The 19,148-nt window shown below is 59.1% G+C and carries 19 protein-coding genes; 11 read left to right on the top strand and 8 right to left on the bottom strand.

The annotated features are described in order from the left end of the window. Positions 1–136: 136 nt before the first annotated feature. Complete coding sequence (locus ACVOMF_RS13180) at positions 137–487, bottom strand: DUF3079 domain-containing protein (RefSeq protein ID WP_481509705.1); 351 nt, start codon at positions 485–487, stop codon at positions 137–139. 311 nt (positions 488–798) lie between these two features. Between ACVOMF_RS13180 and ACVOMF_RS13175 the strand changes: the two genes are divergently transcribed. Continuing rightward, a complete protein-coding gene (locus ACVOMF_RS13175; RefSeq protein WP_481509704.1) occupies positions 799–1,557 on the top strand; it encodes a DUF3011 domain-containing protein in 759 nt (252 codons plus the stop codon). A gap of 124 nt (positions 1,558–1,681) precedes the next feature. Here the strand turns inward: ACVOMF_RS13175 and ACVOMF_RS13170 are convergent, their stop codons facing one another. The 3 genes from ACVOMF_RS13170 to ACVOMF_RS13160 all read right to left on the bottom strand — a co-directional run bounded on the left by ACVOMF_RS13170 (position 1,682) and on the right by ACVOMF_RS13160 (position 3,188). Beyond that, complete coding sequence (locus ACVOMF_RS13170; RefSeq protein ID WP_481509707.1) at positions 1,682–2,062, bottom strand: DUF1203 domain-containing protein; 381 nt, start codon at positions 2,060–2,062, stop codon at positions 1,682–1,684. A 193-nt stretch (positions 2,063–2,255) separates the two neighbouring features. Further along, on the bottom strand, positions 2,256–2,549 hold the full coding sequence (locus tag ACVOMF_RS13165) for a hypothetical protein (protein ID WP_481509703.1): 294 nt from the start codon (positions 2,547–2,549) through the stop codon (positions 2,256–2,258). Between the two features lie 186 nt (positions 2,550–2,735). Next, positions 2,736–3,188, bottom strand: a complete 453-nt coding sequence (locus ACVOMF_RS13160; protein WP_481509702.1) for a VOC family protein — start codon at positions 3,186–3,188, stop codon at positions 2,736–2,738. Positions 3,189–3,624: 436 nt separating this feature from the next. Here ACVOMF_RS13160 and ACVOMF_RS13155 point away from each other — a divergent pair, with 436 nt between their 5' ends. The 4 genes from ACVOMF_RS13155 to ACVOMF_RS13140 all read left to right on the top strand — a co-directional run bounded on the left by ACVOMF_RS13155 (position 3,625) and on the right by ACVOMF_RS13140 (position 8,405). Then, positions 3,625–5,085 (top strand): serine hydrolase domain-containing protein, encoded by a 1,461-nt coding sequence (locus ACVOMF_RS13155; RefSeq protein ID WP_481509701.1) that lies wholly within the window; start codon positions 3,625–3,627, stop codon positions 5,083–5,085. A 149-nt stretch (positions 5,086–5,234) separates the two neighbouring features. Next, positions 5,235–6,140, top strand: coding sequence for a LysR family transcriptional regulator (locus ACVOMF_RS13150; protein WP_481509700.1), 906 nt, complete (start codon positions 5,235–5,237; stop codon positions 6,138–6,140). Between the two features lie 231 nt (positions 6,141–6,371). Further along, positions 6,372–7,385, top strand: coding sequence for a cyclase family protein (locus ACVOMF_RS13145; protein ID WP_481509699.1), 1,014 nt, complete (start codon positions 6,372–6,374; stop codon positions 7,383–7,385). 183 nt (positions 7,386–7,568) lie between these two features. Next, complete coding sequence (locus ACVOMF_RS13140) at positions 7,569–8,405, top strand: restriction endonuclease (RefSeq protein WP_481509698.1); 837 nt, start codon at positions 7,569–7,571, stop codon at positions 8,403–8,405. Between the two features lie 84 nt (positions 8,406–8,489). On the opposite strand, the gene ACVOMF_RS13135 is transcribed toward ACVOMF_RS13140, so the two are convergent. Beyond that, positions 8,490–8,918, bottom strand: a complete 429-nt coding sequence (locus ACVOMF_RS13135) for a hypothetical protein (protein WP_481509697.1) — start codon at positions 8,916–8,918, stop codon at positions 8,490–8,492. A gap of 121 nt (positions 8,919–9,039) precedes the next feature. On the opposite strand from ACVOMF_RS13135, the gene ACVOMF_RS13130 reads away from it, so the two are divergent. Then, entirely contained in the window at positions 9,040–9,846 is an 807-nt protein-coding gene (locus tag ACVOMF_RS13130; protein ID WP_481509696.1) for a hypothetical protein, read from the top strand. A gap of 120 nt (positions 9,847–9,966) precedes the next feature. Here the strand turns inward: ACVOMF_RS13130 and ACVOMF_RS13125 are convergent, their stop codons facing one another. The 3 genes from ACVOMF_RS13125 to ACVOMF_RS13115 form a co-directional block, all read right to left on the bottom strand. Next, a complete protein-coding gene (locus ACVOMF_RS13125) occupies positions 9,967–11,298 on the bottom strand; it encodes a S41 family peptidase (RefSeq protein WP_481509695.1) in 1,332 nt (443 codons plus the stop codon). Positions 11,299–11,487: 189 nt separating this feature from the next. After that, complete coding sequence (locus ACVOMF_RS13120) at positions 11,488–12,699, bottom strand: nuclear transport factor 2 family protein (RefSeq protein ID WP_481509694.1); 1,212 nt, start codon at positions 12,697–12,699, stop codon at positions 11,488–11,490. 93 nt (positions 12,700–12,792) lie between these two features. Next, positions 12,793–13,836 (bottom strand): helix-turn-helix domain-containing protein, encoded by a 1,044-nt coding sequence (locus ACVOMF_RS13115; RefSeq protein WP_481509693.1) that lies wholly within the window; start codon positions 13,834–13,836, stop codon positions 12,793–12,795. 878 nt (positions 13,837–14,714) lie between these two features. Here ACVOMF_RS13115 and ACVOMF_RS13110 point away from each other — a divergent pair. Genes ACVOMF_RS13110 through ACVOMF_RS13090 form a run of 5 tightly spaced genes read left to right on the top strand, consistent with a single transcriptional unit; the run spans position 14,715 to position 18,981 of the window. Further along, the gene (locus tag ACVOMF_RS13110) at positions 14,715–14,855 is read left to right on the top strand and encodes a hypothetical protein (RefSeq protein WP_481509692.1); all 141 of its coding nucleotides are present in this window, start codon (positions 14,715–14,717) and stop codon (positions 14,853–14,855) included. Positions 14,856–14,909: 54 nt separating this feature from the next. Next, positions 14,910–15,914, top strand: coding sequence for a hypothetical protein (locus ACVOMF_RS13105; RefSeq protein ID WP_481509691.1), 1,005 nt, complete (start codon positions 14,910–14,912; stop codon positions 15,912–15,914). Then, positions 15,892–16,803, top strand: coding sequence for a transposase (locus ACVOMF_RS13100; RefSeq protein ID WP_481509690.1), 912 nt, complete (start codon positions 15,892–15,894; stop codon positions 16,801–16,803). The genes ACVOMF_RS13105 and ACVOMF_RS13100 overlap by 23 nt, the downstream gene beginning before the upstream one ends. Further along, the gene (locus tag ACVOMF_RS13095) at positions 16,800–17,759 is read left to right on the top strand and encodes an ABC transporter ATP-binding protein (RefSeq protein WP_481509689.1); all 960 of its coding nucleotides are present in this window, start codon (positions 16,800–16,802) and stop codon (positions 17,757–17,759) included. Before ACVOMF_RS13100 ends, ACVOMF_RS13095 begins: the two co-directional genes overlap by 4 nt. Continuing rightward, entirely contained in the window at positions 17,749–18,981 is a 1,233-nt protein-coding gene (locus ACVOMF_RS13090; RefSeq protein WP_481509688.1) for an ABC transporter permease, read from the top strand. The genes ACVOMF_RS13095 and ACVOMF_RS13090 overlap by 11 nt, the downstream gene beginning before the upstream one ends. Positions 18,982–19,148 lie beyond the last annotated feature (167 nt).

The following is a 19,148-nucleotide window of genomic DNA, read 5'->3' as shown; positions in this document are numbered from 1 at the left end:
AGTGGCTGCAGGTAAGCCCAAAAAGCTGGCTGTCACCGCCTGTATGCGCAAATACCTGACCAGGCTCAATGCCATGAAGCGTGACAACGCACCTTGGGCAGCCGGTATAGCGGGGGGCGCTCAAGACAGTTGACTCCTACAATTTCTCCAGCGCTGCCCGCCCTGGCTTACCCGGCTCCGGCTCGACCCCCCAAGCCAGATACCAATCCTCGCCCTGCAGCTCCGCTGGATGCTGCGTGCGCCCTGAGCCGTTGCCGCAAGCCAACGCATCGGTCGCGCAATACTTGTCGCAGCCCCAGCAGATCCTCTCGGGGTGCTTTGGATTCAACGGAAAAGGTTTGGCCAACGCAGTGCCCTCCTCGCCTGGATAGCCACCATGCGCCGCACGGGCAACCGGTGCACTGACCAAAATCAAGCAAACCAATGTAGTGCCGAGCCATGCTCGGCAGAAGCCTTCCCGGCAAACCCACCTGTAGTGCCGAGCCATGCTCGGCAGAGGCCTTCCCGACAAACCCAACCGTAGTGCCGAGCCATGCTCGGCAGAGGCCTTCCCGACAAACCCAACCGTAATGCCGAGCCATGCTCGGCAGAAGCCTTCCCGACAAACCCAACCGTAGTGCCAAGCCACGCTCGACAGAGGAGCCCTCCCGGTGATGCCCCTGCCGAGCATGGCTCGGTACTACAGGTGACGCTTTGCCTGCGCATGGCCTGCGCTCCCGCGACTTCCGCAAACCGGCACCTTCACCAACACAGACCAACGGGTGCTAGGCTGCGCAAAATTCACCCTGCGGACACCCCATGAACAGATCAGCTTTGCTGATGGTCGCGGCACTCCCCTTCGCCTGGTTCGCATTCGCAGCACCTGCCAGCGCCGCCATCCCATTGTTCAACGGCAGCTGCCCAGGCGGCCTGGAAATCCATGCTGACGAAGGCGGCCCGGTTTACGTCAACGGCAAGGAAACCACGCTCAAACGCTTCAACGACAACTACTACGAAGCCCGCGATTCCAGCAGCGGCGTGACCCTGTCCATCTCCCGCTCGGCCGATGGCGGCACCCAGGTTTCCTATACCGGCGCTGGCGGCCGCGATGGCATCTGCAGCCTCAATTCAGCACCAGCGGAAGCCGCGCCGGCCCGCGACAAAGCAATGCCACACGAAGTCACCTGCGAATCGACAGGCAAGGCGCAGACCGAGTGCGATATGGATACCCACGGAGATGTGCGTCTGGTCCGCCAGCTGAGCCACACCCAGTGCGTGCAGAACCAGAACTGGGGGCTTTACCACCATTCGGTCTGGGTCAAGGATGGTTGCCGCGCAGTCTTCAGCAACGCGGGTAACGGACGTCCAGCGCAACACGCTGCAGGCGCCGGTGCTGGAAGCGAACTGCTGGGTGCATGCAATATGCGGGCGAACGCGCAGGGCGCCGTGGTGGTTCGGGTTCCAGTCAACGACGAGGTAACCGAGCTGATCATCGACTATCCCGATGGCCGCTTCCTGTGCATGGTGCGCAATGATGGACTGGTTGAATCGTTGACACGCATGCGCGCGAAGCACTGAACGACGCGTATTGCTTCGTGGCTGCATCGGTCGGCAAAGAGCTTACCCCTCCCCGGCCCTCCCCTTCGCTACGCGAAAGGGAGGGTGCGAAGCAGGTAGTGCCGAGCCATGCTCGGCATTGTTTTCAAACCCGATCCGCCCTGCAGGCAAAACAGCCATAGCGTGCGAAATGCAGATGCACATAGGCCACTGCCGCATCATCGAAGGCATGCCGCAACCACTCGGCAACATGGGCGCCATCACAGACTTCGGCGAAGAGTATCCGGTCGTCGCCGCTGTAGGCGCGCAACGACATCAGGCGACGCTGCACCTGCGGTGGAACCTCGTTCTCAACCAGCTCCGCACGCGCCACGCCCCGGCGAACGAAGATTGGACCACTGGCCCGGTACGGTGAATCCGCAGGCTGATGCTGATACGGCAGCAGCAGGAGCTCTTCGCCAACCCTGGCGTCGGCAAGACTCACCCTGCAAGGGAAACCGGAATCGGCTGTCGCGGTAAGCCGCATGATCTGCCGCGTGGCAAGCGCAGCATCATCAAGTTGAAAGAGTCCGGAAAAATAGTCGGGATCCAACCCGCACAGCATAAAGGACGACATGGTGCATCTCGATGGGCGAAGGACGGCAACATCGCACCTCCCGCCGACCAGACGCTCGCCATGTTCGGACCGCTCATTCCTGCAACCAGGCCATGCCCGACGGCTACTCCGCGCGAACCAATGCCAACCAGCGATAGACGAGATAGACAACTGCGGCGGCCACGGGCAGCAAGCTGACCCACAGTGGCAGCTCGGCCACCAGGAACATCACCGCGAAACAGGCGAACGCCAGCAGCGACAACAACAAGGCCCACACATCGAACAACGCTGTGTCTGCAACATCCTTGCCAAGCGAATTGGTCGACCGATTCCTGCCTGAGCGCTGCCTGCGCAATACCCATATGTCCGTGACGAAATCCACAACACCTTCAATCAACCCGCCGAGCAAGCCAGACATGGTAGGACCTTGGTAACCCTGATGAATACGCGGATGGTCTCGGCAGGCAGCGCCGCCGTCAAGCGACCAACTGGTCCATCTCCACCCGGTCGGGTTTTGTCGCAGGCCGAACCATCAGGAACTGACGCCAACAAGCACGCAACTTGCGTCACTCTGTTCAATCAGCCGGCAAGGATGCGACAGCAATCATCGCGGCGTGTGCGGCCCCAGCTCCTGGGCCAAGCCGATGAGCAGCCCTTCCACACCACGGATGTAGCACAGTCGATAGGTGTTCTCGTAGTTGACTACTTCATCAACCACCGACGCCCCCAGCTTCTTGAGCCCGGCAAGCGTGTGGTCAATGTCCTCAACCGCAAACATGACGCGCAGGTAGCCCAACGAGTTAACTGGTGCAGAACGGTGATCGGCAACGATAGCCGGAGTATGGAAACAAGAGAGTTCCAGCCTGCCATGGCCGTCAGGTGTACGCATCATGGCGATCTCGACACGCTGGTCGCGCACACCGGTGACGCGCCCAGCCCACTCACCTTCGATCGGCATGCGCTCTTCCAGAATCAGGCCGAGCTCCGTGAAGAACTCGATGGCGGCATCCAGGTTCTCCACCACGATGCCCACATTGTCCATGCGCTTGACCGTCATGCGAATTCCTCGGTGGCAGAAACCAGCGTTGATCGACGACGCGTAGCAACCCGGCTGCGACGCAACGCGAGCCTACACCCTGGGCAAGGACGCCTGACAATCTCTGCATGACAGGGAGGGAGCCCAGCAACGGCGAACTTGGTGAAGACGCCAGCGAGCGGTCGCACTCCTCTCTCACCACACCGCCTGAAGGAGGTGTCACTGCATGGCCGCCGACACAGGCCTGCAGCGTCATCTGTTGCCAAGGAGGTTCATCCCCTGAATCCACGCCCCTGTCACATTGCACTTGCGAAAGACCGAGCCCTCAATTAATCCTCGATACCAGACCCCAACCCACCAAGAGCCATCGACGATGCACCACGCAGCTACTGCAACAAGCCTGCTGTCCGGCCACGACCGCAGCCTCTTCGTTCGTCGTCTTGTGGGTGCTCTCTCAATGCTGTTGCTTGCTCCCTATGTGATGGCCAGTACAGCAGCAGGCGCGCCACGGGGACAGGAGGAAACGCAGGAGGTCAACGCCCGCATCGCCCAGGTCGAACAAACCCTCCTCACACCTATCGTCGTCAAAGACGCTCCGATCCAAGCCATGCGCCTGAGCGAGCGCATGGCATTCCACAAGGTTCCCGCGGTCAGCATCGCCGTGATCAACAACGGACGCCTCGAGTGGGCACGCGCCTATGGTGTGCTCGACACCGGCAAGCACACACCCGCCGAAGCTACATCGCTGTTCCAGGCCGGATCGATCAGCAAGTCGGTCAGCGCCATGGCCGCGCTGCGACTGGTCGAGCAGGGCAAGCTATCGCTCGACGTCGATGCGAACACGCAGCTGCGCGGCTGGCAGGTTCCCGCCAACCAGTTCACCTGGCAAAGCCCGGTCACGTTGCGCAGGCTGCTCAACCATAGCGCCGGCATGACCGTGCATGGCTTCCATGGCTACGCACCGGACAAGCCGGTCCCCTCGTTGCTGCAGTTACTGGACGGCCAGACGCCGGCAAATTCGGCCCCGGTCAGGGTCGAATCCACGCCCGGCAGCACTTGGAAATACTCCGGTGGCGGCTACAGCGTGGCGCAGCTGATGATGATCGAGGCAGGCAAACAATCCTTCCCTGAGCTGCTGCAGGCTCTGGTTCTCGATCCGCTGCAAATGCACGACAGCACCTTCGCACTGAGGCTTCCGGCTGCATGGCAGGCGCGGGCCGCCACTGCGTATCACAGTGATGGTGCGGCGGTCGTCGGCAACTGGCACCTCTATCCGGAATCAGCCGCCGCCTCGCTATGGACCACCCCTGCCGATCTGGCCAGGTTCGTGATCGATATCCAGCATGCGCAAGGCGGCGCGTCGGGCAAGGTCTTGTCCAGCGCCATGACCAGCACCATGCTCCGCCCCGCACTGGGCGACTACGGCTTGGGTTTGTTCATCAACAAGGTGGGCGAAGGCATCCGCTTCGGGCACTCCGGTGGCACCGATGGTTTCCGCGCACAGTTCTATGGCTACACCAAAACCGGGCAAGGCGTAGTGGTGATGACCAATAGCGACAACGGCGGCAGCTTGATTGACGAGATAGTGGCCAGCGTTGCCACCGTATACGGCTGGCCCGACCTCAAGCCCGTCGAGAAGGCCGCCATTGCCGCCGATCCCGCAGCCAATGCCGCCGTCGCCGGCGCCTACCAGTTGCTGGGCACGCCAGCGCATGTCACCGCCGAAGGCGACCGCCTGTACTTCCAGAGCGACCTGTTCGGGGCCGCGCGCATGGAGCTGCTTGCACAATCCAAAAGCCGATTCTTCATGACCGCCAGCGACATGTCGGTCGACTTCCAGTTGGGAACTGACAACAAGGCCAGCGGCTTCTCCTTGCAGCGGGGCGGCAGCACCTATGAAGCGACGCGACAGGAGTAGGACTACGCTGGCGGAACGTCGATCGCGTGCACGGCCGCCCGGTTTTATCGGCATCGCGCAGGACGGTTGAAAGAAATCCATGCAGTCTTCAAACCTGACTCTGACCCCGGTTTTCTTTACCCTGTGCGCGTTCTGTCGTGAGGCTTGCCGTGGATTCCTTCAACCTGATGCGTGCCTTCCGGCGGATCGTCGAGCGTGCCAGCCTGGCGCGTGCGGCCGAAGACCTTGGCATGTCGGCGGCAGGCCTGAGCAAGCAGTTGCGTGCGCTGGAAGCGCATCTGGGCGTGGTGCTGCTGCAGCGGACCACGCGCCGCATGAGCCTGACTGATACTGGCCAGGCTTATTACCTGGAGTGCTGCCGCCTGCTTGATGAGCTGGATGCGCTGGAACGTGGCATCGCCCAGCAAAGCGGCGAGGTCAGCGGGCGGCTGCGGGTCAATGCACCGCTATCGTTCGCGTTGAGCACGCTGTCGCCGTTGCTGCCACGGTTCCTGGCCGAGCACCCGCAGCTGGCATTGGACCTGGTGATGGAAGACCGGGTGGTGGACGCCGTTGGCGAAGGCTTCGATGTCTCGCTGCGGATACGCGCCGAGTTGCACGACTCCAGCCTGGTCGCACGCCGCCTGGCCTCCTTGCAGCAGGTGCTGTGCGCAGCGCCCGCCTATCTTCAACAGCATCCAGCCCCGACCACGGTGGCGCAGCTGGGCGAGCACGCATTGCTGGCCTACAGCCTGTCTGATTCGCCCGGCAGCTGGCCGCTGCACGGCCCCGATGGGCAGGTGACGGTAACCCAGCCGACCCGCGTCAGCGCCAACAACAGCCTGCTGCTGCGCGAGCTGCTGGTGGCTGGCGCCGGCATCGGCGCACTGCCCTCCTTCCTGGCCGCGCCCGCCCTGGCCAGCGGCCAGCTGCAGCAGGTGCTGCCGGATCATCACTACCCGCAACGCATCGTCTACGCGGTCTACCCGACCCAACGCCACCTGCAGCCCAAGGTGCGCGCCTTCATCGACTTCCTGCACGACGCCCTGCCCCGCTGCGCCGGCCTGGATTGCTGACGCCCAGCGAATACTGAGCTGCCCGGCAGCCGCTGTTTCGTGCTGCGACGGCTACCTAAGCTGCGTTCTCCCGCTGAGCCGGGCCTGATGTCGGTGCGCTGCCCTTACAGGCAACTCGACCGACAGCCGACGCATTGCGCGCGGCGGCCCTGCTGCAACGCGGAGACCCGTGCACGCCACCGCGTGCCTGTTGCGACGCCATCGCGTCGTTCCCCGCACAGAGCTTTTCCGATGAACACTCGCTACCTCACCGCTGCACTCGGCCTGCTGCTGGCCGCCACCGCACTGCCCTCGGCGGCCCATACGTCGACCACAGCCGTACCACTTTCCTCCGGCCAGCAGGTCGGCGTCAGCCCCTGGGGCCCGAACGACGAGATCGGCCGGCTCAACCTGATCACCGATGCATCACGTGCGGCGATCCTGTCGCGGGTAAGCGGCGGCAAGGTCTACGACCTGGCCACCGATTACTACGTCGGCATGCCGAGCTGGCAGGACGCCGGCGATCCGCATTACCAGTTCTGGATGACCCACACGCCGCAGGGCACGGTGATCGATGACCCGATGGGCGTGGGCGAAACAATGAACATCACCCGCAGCTACACCGGCACCGCATTCTCGATGTACAGCCACACCGGCACGCATATCGACGCGCTCAACCACTTCGGCATCCACGGCAAGATCTGGAACGGTTTCGAGGCCAGCAAACACCTCGGTGATCGCGGCTGGAAGGTCACCGGCATCGAGAAGTTCCCACCGCTGGTTGCCCGCGGCATCCTGATCGACGTCGCCGGCGCCAAGGGCGTGGACATGCTGCCAGACAGCTACCGCGTCACCCGCCAGGACCTGCAGGATGCACTGCGCCGGCAGAAGGTCAGCCTGCAGCAAGGCGACATCGTGCTGATCCGCACTGGACGCATGCAGCTGTTCAACCAGCCCAAGGCCTATATGGCCAACCCACCGGGCATGGGCCTGGATGCCGCACGCTTCCTGGTCGAGGACGGCGGCGCGATGATCGTGGGCGCCGACAACCTCAGCTTCGAGGCCTTCCCCTCGGAAGTGGCCGACGACTACGTCCCGCTGCACACCTACCTGCTGGCCCAGCAAGGCGCACCGATCATCGAGCTGATCGCGCTGGACGAACTGGCCCGCGACAAGGTCTACGAGTTCGCTTTCATCGGCGGCCCATTGAAGATCCGCGGCGGTGACGCAGCCCCCCTGCGCCCAATAGCGCTGCCAGTCCAATAACGCCCCCGCTCTGCATTTGTGGGAGCGGCGTAAGCCGCGAAGCAAGAACACCACCAGCGCAACCCGCTGCCAAACACCCAACACAACAAGCTTCGCGCCTTGCACCGCACCTCCCACAATTCCGCCACCTGCTGACAACACCCCACCCACGCGCTAAGTTGCCCTCTGGAACAGGGGGTTCGCATGGGACGCAGAACAAAACAATCTCCTATCGGCGCATTGGCAACCATGCCGTGGCCGATAGGCATCCTCGCAGGGATCATCGGCTTCATCCTGGTGCGCTACGGCATCCAGTGGTTCCTGTCCCTTCAAGGCGGCATGCTGGCGCAAGCCTTTGCCCAACAATCCAGTGCTGTCTTCGCGCCGCTGGCATGGATGCTGCTCGGCATCTGCTGGATCGCCGCCCTGGCATCCTACCTCAATGCCCGCAAACGCCGCCGCTTCCTGGACACGCGCACCACGCTCGAAAGCCTGGCAGCCGGCGGCTGGCGCCGGTTCGAGCAGCTAGTCGGCGAAGCATTCCGCCGCCAGGGCTATGCAGTGGAAGAGACCGGGCTGGGCGGGCCCGATGGCGGCATCGACCTCATCCTGCGCAAGGGTGGCCAACGCACGCTGGTGCAATGCAAACAGTGGAAGCGCCAACAGGTTGGCGTCAGCGTGGTGCGCGAGATGGCAGGGCTTCTAGCCCATCATCAAGCGCAGGCCGTCAAGATTGTCTGTATCGGCACGTTCACTCCGGATGCGGAGGCCTTCGCGCGCGACAAGCCCATCGAACTGATCGGCGGCGAACAACTGCTGGCAATGATCCAGTCGTTGAAGACTGTGGAAGATGCACCCGTGCCAATCAATCAACGCACGGAACCAACGCTGGCGGCACCGGAACATCCAGCGCCAGATGCCGCGCCCTGCCCTCGTTGCGGAGGCGCATTAGTGCAGCGGGTCAATAGAAGCACGGGGCAACGCTTCCTTGGCTGCAGCAATTTCCCGAAATGCAGGGGCACGGGAACTGCAATCACCTGATCCCAACTTGAAGCGGGATTCTCACTGGTGACGTTACTTTCAAAGTGGCAGTTTTAATCAGATGGTCACTTAGCACCAGCCTGCTCAGATCGAGCTTGAATCGATATCGCCGGTAGCTTCGAAGCTTGCGCTTTCCTCATTCCAGAGAAAATGCACCTCCAGCCCGAGGTAGTCGAGATCTGTTTGCTGTTGCACGAAGGGATGTTCCAGACAGCGCACAAACAGGCTTAGCCGGTGCGCTCCCTCCTCCGGGAAAGAAGCGGTCTTCGAAACGTCATAGCGTAGCTCGGAAACGTAGTAATCCCCGGTCATTCTCCCCTTGTCGGGGAACAGCATGTCGTCCGCCACCTCGTCAACGTAACGCTGGACCAGCCGATGAGCAGCGGCATGGATCTCAGCCATCTGAGACTCGGCGGCCTGATGGAGCCGCGCGCCAAACTCCGCATCGATATCCATTGCAAACGGACGCGCCCAGCTAGGCGCATCGATTCTTGTCATGAGCAGTTTGGTCATGGGGATGCCGGGCGATCAAGCGAGGGAAAACCAAGTCTTGCATCATACGTCCAACGCCTGTTCTACAAAGGCGGCAGCCGGCCGCAACCGTGTACAGTGACGGGCGTGCCACGGATGCACCATGAAAAAGGATCTCGACATGAAGTCACTCCTTCCACTTCTGCTGCTGGCATCAAGTGCATTCGCAAATGACGTTGCTTCAGCCAATGAGAACACCCGCTGCAGCTGGCCTCTGAACATGCCCGCTGCAAGCCTGCTGCTGGTAGGTGAGGTCCACGGCACCAACGAGGCACCAGCACTGATTGGCGATCTGGCATGCGCCAGCGCAAGGTACGGAAAGCCAGTGGTAGTCGCGCTGGAGATTCCAATCGAAGAGCAGGCAAGCCTCGACTACTTCCTGGCAAGCAACGGCTCAGATGCAGATCAGGCAGCACTTCTAGCCAGCCGATTCTGGACACGCCAGTCCCAGGATGGGCGATCCAGCGCGGCCATGCTGCAACTGTTGCACCGGCTGCGATCACTACGCTTGGAAGGCGCACGAATCAGCGTGCTGGCCGTCGACGATGGCATGCCAGGATCGAGGGACGCCGGCATGGCCACGCGCATCAGGGCAGCACACAACGCCGTGCCCGCAGTGATTGCGCTGCTGGGGAACGTCCATGCCAGCCGCGAGAAAGGCAGACAGTCGGCACCCGACCATGAGCCAGCCGGATATTTGCTGTCTGACCTGAATCCACACAGCGTCTACGTGCGCGGGCCTGCCGGCACAGCATGGGTGTGTGTGCCGGAATGCGGTGTCAACTCGATCCCGGACAATCGGCACGTCGGCAACAAGCGGGGTTACCTGCCGGCAGTTGGAGTGATACCCGGTTATGGCGGCCTCTATGCGCCGACGAGCAGCACGGCGTCGCTGCCAGCTGTCAACTGAAGGCCCGGGGTTGCTGCTTGCTCACCACGTCAGGCGGCGGCCCTGCGAGTGGAACATCTGAATCCATCTTCAAACAATTCGACTCTGGCCCCCCTTTTGACTCGTACCAGCAGCACGCCCTCAAGGCTGCGCGCGCAACCACGCTGCCGCTGCTGCAACTGCATCCTGGTCGCTTGGCACGAGCTTTTCGGGCTGTATACCCTGCAGATACGCCACTCCAGTACGGTCGAGGAATACCGCCGTCGTCAATGCAATAGCGCCACCGTCAGGAAGCGCAAACGACTGGTTGGCCGTCGAGAGTCCCGCTGTCGGCTGCCCGAAGAAGCTGGTACCAGGGCGGCCTTGGAAGGCAACGGCCACCGCCTCGCCTGAGCTTGCCGTCCTGGGACCCACGAGCACCGCGACGCTGCTGTGGGAAAGATCGACATCGCACCCCTTGGAAGGCGGGGTGCGCCACACCGTTGCTACACCATTGCGGTCCCGGAATGCACCAAGATCGGCGTCACCCAACAGTGGCCTCAGCCCCTTGATCATCGGCCACATATTGCCCCCCGTATTGTCACGAAGGTCGATGATCCAGCCCTTGCTTGCCGTCTTTGCCAAGCCGGCGATGTGCTCGCAAAGTTGAGTGCTGAAGATATCGCCGGCCTTGGGATCGGAGCCGCGCAAGCCCGGCACCAAAAGATAGCCGATGTCCTGCATTGACCTGGCTTCCACGGCCTGCGTAACGACTGCACCGGCACGATAGGTCGAAACAGCACTGGGCGCCTGCACGGAGCTATGCCGGTCTGCAAGCGCAGTCAGAACCGTCTGGATCCTGCTGTACGCCTCCTGTGCGGGAAGCTTCTTCAAGTCTGGAGTCAGAAGTGACTTCTGCTCGGACTTCCAATCCACGCGATTTGCGTTCAGCGCGTTCGTGCGAATGATGGAAATGGCGGTATCGAGCATGTCATAGGCGGATACATTGCTCTGGACTGCACTCTCGGCGTTGAGCGTGAGGTGCTCCACATCTACACGCCCTGCACTGCCAAGCGTCACCCCAAGCTTGAGACTGGTCGCGGCTGCCGGGATGTAGAGCCGGGCCTCTCTCGGCTGGGAACCCTCATTGAGACGCACGGGCCGATCACCCGTGCTTGCGAAGGCCAAAGGCGCTTCGGGGCCGTCCGCTCGGACCCAAAGCGCGGCGTTGCCGGTACCGCTTTTGACCAGAAGCGTGCCGGTAAGAACTACTTCCCGTCCCTGAAAGGCCGCTGCGTCAATCGTGGTAATGGCGCCGACGAACTGATTTGCGCCTGTCGACTCGGCGGACAAGGTGACTGCCGCACCACCGGCTTTCGAAATATCGCCTGAGCCGCTGGCAAGCGACTGGGGACTGGTTCCCCGCCAGGCCGTATCCGCCAAGGCACCGCCGCTGAAGAACGCAACAGAAAGCAAAAAAGCCAAGCGATGCATAGTCAACTGCCTTGTTCGACTTGAAGCACAATCCTAGTTCAGACGCCCTGCTTCCACCACAAGGCTGCAAGCAGATCATGAACACCGGATACGCAACAAGTGATGGGCTGCAATCGCCCTCATCCAGAATGGCCATCGATCCTCCCCGCTACCATCTCGCAGCAGGCAGTTCGGCTTGGCTGCAGTTGCTCAACCGCCAGCTTGGGCTGTGTTTTCCAGCGCGGCACTCTCCGCCTCCACGCGCTGGATGATCGCAGCCACCACGCCACGGGTGGATTCCCAGTTCATGCCGGTGATGAGCCGGCCATCAACTTCCACATGCGATGTGCCGCGTGCGCCGTAGCTGAACTGGCCTTTGCTTCCGCGCAGGCGTTGCTCGATCGAGAACGGGAAGGTCTTGTAGTACGCTGCACTCATATCCTCGTAGGCATCGGGATAGCCGGTGACACGCTTTCCGCTGACCAGCGTGGAGCCATCGGACAGGGTCAGGTTCACCAGCCCGGCGCTGCCGTGACACACCGCCGAGACGATGCCGCCGCGTTGCTCATAGATCTGCACCGCCAACCGTTGCATGCCGGGGTGCTCGGCAACGCCATACATCGCGGCACTGCCGCCGATATACATCAGCGCGGCGTAGTCGCTGGCAGCCACCTCGTCGGGCCGGCGCGTGTTGGCCAGCGCCCACATCAGGTCGGCGTCGTAGATGCTGGCCTTGTGCTGGGGATTGCTGGTGTCGATGTAGGCCAGCGGCACGGCGCCGCCTTCCGGGCTGACGAACTGCACACCGTAGCCGGCCTCACGGAAGCCGGCATAGGCATGGATCAGCTCCGAAAAGCTGTTGCCGGCGCTTAGACGGGTGCCCGGCATGGTATCCACGTTGGACACCGCCAGCAGCACCTGGCGGCCATGGGCGGGTGCGGTTTCGCGGGTGGCGGTCTTGCTGATGATCAGCCAGCGCCCTTCCAGCTTCTTCAGCAGGAACAGGTCAACGTAGCGTGCCTGATCCTTGCTGATCAGAATCTCCGCCTTGGCGGTGGCGATGTTGCCTTCGACCTCGATTCCGAGCAGGCGGCCGACACGGCCATTGAACTGCCCCGCGTTCTTGCCGAACCAGCTGCTGTATTCGGCGATGCCCACCTCGCGCATGCCGTCCGTGCCCTGGCTCAGGTAGAGCCGCGCATCGGGATGGAAGGCGCGGCTGAGCCGATCACGCTGGTTGTAGGAACTGCCACGCAGATAGTCCTCGATGACCACCGAGATCTCACGCTGATCCGCGACCGGATCGGCATGTGCAAGCCCGCCGAACCACAACGCCAGGCTGGCCACGGCGAACCATCGGATGAGGCGTGCTGGCAGTGATAGCACACCGGCAGTGGCCGGCTTGGAAGACGTTACTGACATGAAAAGACTCCGCAGGATGGGTGCCCCGAAGTCTGCGAAATTCCTTTACGAATCAAATTACTGAAGCGTGTTTGCGGACTCACCAAACACGTTTCAGGAGCCGGCCGCCAAGCGCGACTGGGCCTGCCGCCACGCCGCAGGCGTGGTCCCTTCCACCTTCTTGAAGCTGCTGTAGAAGGTGGAGGTGGACAGGAAGCCGGACGCTTCCGCCACATCGTCCATCGATGCCGACGCCTGCGCGCGCAGCAACTGCTTGGCCGCTTCGATCCTGACCTGCGCCAGGTACGGCTTGAAGGCGGTCTTGAGGTTGTCGTTGAGCAGCTGCGACAAGCGCGCCGTGGGTATGTTGAGTCGCTTGGCCAGCTTGGCCAGGGTCAGGCCCGCGTCCTTGTACAGACCCTCGTCGGCCATCAGCGCATGCAGGGAGCGCAAAGTCGCCTCGGCTTCGCTGGGCGCGATCTTGCGGTCGCGGTAAGGCTCAGCGACTGAAGCAGGCTTACGCCGGGCAAGCGCAACGCTGATGCTCAGGTACAACACCAACGAGAACGACAGCGCGCCGACGATGTACGAGGTCAAACCGGAGGTGGCATAGGCCAGCCAGATCACGCCCACGCCCACGATCACCGAGACCACATGGCTGCGGCTCAACGCGCCAGGCGCCGCATCGGCGCGAACTTGCTTGCCGCCGCGCAGAAGCTGCCCTGCTGCCACCAGCAGGCATACAAGCCAGATCACCTGGATGGAGGCCCACACCGGCCCAGCCCACAGGCTGACGTTCTCGGTATAGGGCCAGGCGACACCAAAGGCAGTCGCCAGCACCAGCAGGCCCAAGGCAATTGCTGCATCGTTCCGGGTCTGCCGGCCATCAGGATCAAGCCAGGCCCGCACGAAGCCGATCAGGCAAACGCCAATGAAGAAACAGGCGGTCAAACCGACCTGCAGAACCAGCTTGGAGATGTCGGGCCAGAAGTAGACCAGCACGGACTTGCCGGTGCGCAGGCTCAGCATCAGCACCAAGGCCGCCAGCCAACGCTGGGCAGGGCGTACGGGCTTTCGGCATAGCAGGTAGACCGACAGCGCCGCACCGTTGAAGACGCCCAGGCCGGCGAAGAAGAACAGCAGGTAAGACGTCAGCATGGGTTCTTGGGTGCCCGGAAGGAAGCGAGTGGAGACTAGGTAATTCGGTGCATTGAAGTATGTCCGCTTCAGATTGTGGCGTCATGGGGGGCGAAGCAGAGGTTCAAACCAGTGTGCAGACCCGCAGGATGAGCCAAAACCAACTGACCAATCGAAGCCCCCTCGCTAGTGCGATCCAGTTGGAAGCGAAACTATATCTCCTGCGATTTTCTAAGACTCTGCTTCGATTCGCGCGAAGCGATAAGTGATTGCGCCGCGAAAAAAGTAGCTGCGGACTATTGAATAGCTCGCCTCCGTCGATTGCCGCATTTTCCGACCCTATCCCGTGACATGGCGTCTATTTATCAGCAACACCTACTCTCAAAGGGCGCAACTAGCGCCTAGAACCATCCTCGATTCGGGCGCAGATAGGCGTGCGGGTGGCAGCGGGCATCGCAAACAACGTATTCAACGACTTCAACGAACTCGTGCAAACAAGTAAGAACTGCCAATTAACCACAAGGAAGATAATCCATCAAATTGATGTAAGAATCACCCACCACTGCCCCGAAAGCACCTGAAATACCTAGGCAAATGGCTCCAAAAACACGAAACAACCATGTGCGACAACGCCCCCCGAGACTTTGCGAAATTCTCTCGACACGTATAAAACAAGCACGTCGCAATAACAGCCCCGTACTGGCTCAATATTCGCGACGCTCAGGAAAGCTCGTTTCGAAAGGAGGATCCAATGCAGCACCAAATAGCCTTATCTATACCCAGCTTGCAAGTCGACGTGGGTATCAATGGCAGTTCACAACTGGAGTCAACCATCGAACCGGTCTCTGTGGTCGTCATGGTAATCGTAGCCGTCCTCTAGCATAAAAGCGGAGTTGAAAATGTCAGACATAAAAAACCTTCCAACACTTACGCGAGAGGTCGCGATCCACGGCAATGCCGGGTTTGATGACTCGGTTGGTCCAGCGTGCTTCGCGCTGGGCGTCGTGGCTGGTGTATTCATCAATCAACAGATCCGCTAGAAGACCGCCGGCGCAGGCAGAAGCTTGCGTCGGCTTTAGGAAGCGAATAAAGCGATGAAGAATCCGGATAAAGTTCTAGCCATATGCAATGATCCCTATTACCAGAAGGAATTCTTCAGGCTCTCAGACGAGGCTCTTAGTTTGGAGGGACGCTTGAGTTCATGTGGTGCAATCGGCCCATTGAGATCAATAGCCGAGTCCTTGTCCAACGAACAGAGCTCGGATGCGGTGCGAGCCAAACTGTACGAAGCGGCATCTATAATTTCCAAGGAGCGAATTGATGAGCTCGTATCGGAGGAACTGCGCCGATTCGCAAGCAGACCTCTCTACGCCACGACAGCCAGAACAATCGACAGCGAAGCGCTCACCGGTATCGTGCTATTTGACAGCGATCAGCTGCGCGTCTCATTGGTTTCGATTGGGCCAATCGCACATCGAATCAAGAAGTCGCGAAAGAACGACGCCAGCGTTTCCGGCATAACCATGCAAGGCACGGATTCGTTCATCAAGTTCATAAAAGGTGGCAATGCCACGCTCAATCTTTGGCTGGCAGAACCCTTCAATCGCGAAGATCCTCTTTCCTTCCGCGAAATGCATCAACAGGCAGACAGAAAAATCACCGATGGGGATACGCTATTCCTTGAAGGCGGATCGACGGGGATGTCTATCGCCAGCTGCGAGTCGCCCATATTATTTGCCATTGCAACTCGCAACACACCGAGAACGGCGGTGAACGTTCACTACGACATGGAAGGAAAGCTTCATTCCTTCACTGCAGCGGACATGAAGTCCTCCCGTATACAACTCCTCGCGACTCTCGTCCGAGAGCTGGACTGGCACATGGGTGTAGAACATCTAATCGCTATAGCAACGAAGCACCCCGATCATTTTGTGCGATGGCATGCCATGCGAGAGGCCATTGCCTTGGATTCAGGCGCGTCTGTTCCGCATCTCAACCGCATGGTAGATCAAGACAAGCATCCGCAAGTCCGTGAAGCCGCCTCCAAGACAGTCGCACTTATCAAGGTGAACGAAAATGCCGATAGAAATCAATTCTGACGACAGCGCCTCGATCGAGCTTGGCGATCTGATTGAGTTTTTGTTTGAAAACAAAATTGAACCAATGGATCAAGACTCACTGGCATCGGCATCAACTGCACTCAAACAGCTATCGAACAATCGGAGATTCCTTGCAGAAATGATTTGCTCCGAGCTGAAGGATTACCGCAACCTTCAGACGTCAAATAGCTATTCCGCCCAGGTCTTCATGATGTATCCACCGCAGCGGAGTGGACAACCCTTCTTTCTACGAGCCTGTCTATGGCCGGCTATTGCCGACCAAATGGTCAAGACAAGCGGCACCGAGCCATTCTTTTATCACAAACCGCATGATCACAACTTCAATTTTCTGACAGTTGGCTACCAAGGTCCTGGGTATGGCAGTGATTATTTCGAATACGACTATGAGGAATGCAATGGATTCAAGGGAGAGATAGCAAAACTTCGACATATTGAGAGAAGCAACCTCTCCAAGGGCAAGATCCTCCTCTATCGGGCCTTTACAGACATTCATAATCAATTGCCACCAACCTCGTTCTCGGTTTCATTGAACATCATGGAAAACTCCATAAGGGCTTCGATGATGGATCAGTATGCGTTTGACTTGGGTAGCGGAAGAATATCAGCGCTCATCAACCGCACATCTGCCGGATCCCTATTCGGCGCAGCGGCTGCATTGGGGAACGACGAGCACAAAGAAATTCTCAAAAACATCGCTACAACACATGAGATCGAGCGCTTTCGTCTCGCCGCTTTTGACGCGTTAGCCAATGCTGCACGTGGGCCGGAAGAAGCTCTAGCCATCTGGTCAGCGGTACGCGACAGCGACTCAGCTTTTCTCCGAGGCTGGCGTCAGGTTCGGACTGCAGAGATCGAAGCTCTCGCTTGAAATGGGACGGAGGTACTGAAGTGCTCCAGGTTGAATCAGTAAAAAAAAAGTTCGGCGAAGTAATTGCAATTGATGATGCCTCGTTCGTCGTTGAGCAGGGCAGTATAGCCGCACTCATTGGCCCAAATGGAGCCGGAAAATCAACAACATTCCGCGTCATCGCAGGACTTACTCGGCCGAATGCTGGCCAAGTTCTGTGGTGTGGTCAAGCCATCCAAAAAGCGCTTCCCAAAGAACAACTGGGATTTCTTCCTGAAGAGCGTGGCCTATACCAAGATGTCACTGCAGAGCAGCTATTGAAATATTGGGCACGCTTGCGCGCAATAGGCACCCCGAGAATTCCTGAGTTACTGGAGCAATGGTTCCACCGCCTCGACCTCCACCCCAAAAGGAGTGAAAAGGTCAGATCTTTATCCAAGGGGAATCAACAAAAGCTGCAACTAGCGGCGTGCCTGATGCATTCCCCCCGCCTCCTTGTACTTGATGAACCGTTTTCTGGACTGGATCCTATCAATCAAGATTGCGTTTCGGACCTCCTGATCGAATGCGCGAACGCCGGCGCTGCGATTCTCATTTCTGCACACCAGCTTGCACTGGTTGAACGAATAGCCTCAACCATCACACTCATTCAGTCAGGGCGCACCTCAACCATAACTGGCTTTGAAATGGCCCGTATTGAGAACAGGGAACCTTCGATGCGCACCGTCACTCTGTTTATAAAACAGGGTTCCTCACCAACTTTCGGCAATCTTCCGCCCCATAGGATGACGAAGCGTCGAGAGAATAGACTAACAATCGAATTTCCTACCACAACCCTGAGCGAACTTACCGCCGCACTCGTGGAAATCAGCTCCCATGATGCGATTCTAGACATCGAATTTACGCGACCCGACCTCCACCAAGCTTACGTATCCGCAATCACATCCAATCGATCTGGAGTCCAGAATGGACCGTAGAGTCTTAGACGTGGCGCGCTTCGAATTTCTAAGATTCTTTGATCTCAAAGGAGAGATCATCAGCCTTTCAATCCTCGCGTTGATAGCTCTTATCCGCTTTGGCGGCGATGCGCTGATACTGCTGTCAGCACCTACAGGAATGAATATTGGAATAGAAACATCAAGCGCCAACTCACTTACCAACCCTTCATCCAAGCGATTTAGCTTCATCGCCACTGCGCCAGAGGCCCACGAGGATTCCATCAAGAAAGTTTACAGCGGCGAACTAGCTGGCCTTCTGGTGGAGCAGGAGCCCGCGATCTATCGCCTTTACACGAGTAACAGAGTGCACTGGCAGGACGCGCTTGCAGAAAGCTTCACACCGATCCATCTAAAAATCAGCTCGCAGCGGGAAGGGTTATCAGAGCAACAATTTAGCGAAATCACCCGTCCTCTTCAGCTGGTCTCACACGCTGCAGAAGGAACAGCGGACTCCGCTAGTTCCAGAAGCTATTCGATCTCCATCTGCATAATGATACTAACAGTCATGGGAGTAATTTCCGCACTGGCCATAATAATGCAAGGGATCGCAGGGGAGAAGTTTGGGAGAATCAGCGAAATAGTCCTAGCTGCCATTACGCCCGCAGTCTGGATAGACGGAAAAATGATCGCGGCCGGACTACATGGGCTCAAGACAGTCGTTTCTTACGCAGCATATGGCGTAACCGCAGCAACAATATTGGGAATCATAGACATATCGCATATTTACGCAGCGGCAAGAGATGGGCATCATCTATTGATAGCCCTCGCAAGCGGAGCACTAGGCCTGCTGTTTTGGAGCCTTATTTTCGCCCTTGCCTCAACACTACTTCCAAACTCTACATCCCCGATAAGGAATACGCTGATCCTGCTGCCAATGACCTGCCTTCTGCTTTGCCTTGGTGGCGCAAAAGAGCCCGACAACGGATTTATCGTTACCCTTTCGTTCCTCCCGCCAACGATGCCTTTCGCAATGCCACTCCGCGTCATTTCAGACACAACCTCCAATTGGGAAATCGCTCTTTCAATGATTCTCGTTGTCGCCTCATCCCTCTGTCTTCGCCACTTTGTCATTAATATCTTCTCCGAAGCAGTACTAAAAGGAGAGGGAAGCGATAGAAACCTTAGCCGCGAACCCAAGAAAGAACATTTAACAGTATGGCGAAAGGCCATATACGTTTTTGGTAGAGTAGCTCGAAGGTAAGTCAACCGACAGAAATCACCACACCCAAGTAGTAATAATTCAAGCAGAATTGTCATCAAAATCACCAGGACAAGGAGGCAGTAGTTATCAAGCAATAGTTGTTAATGAAAGTGAGATACCTGCAAAAACCAAACGTTCTGCACCTCGCTTTCCTTCCTGGTGCGAAC

The sequence above is a fragment of the Stenotrophomonas sp. STEN022 genome (assembly GCF_056760155.1).
This window is presented reverse-complemented; position numbering and strand designations above follow the sequence as displayed.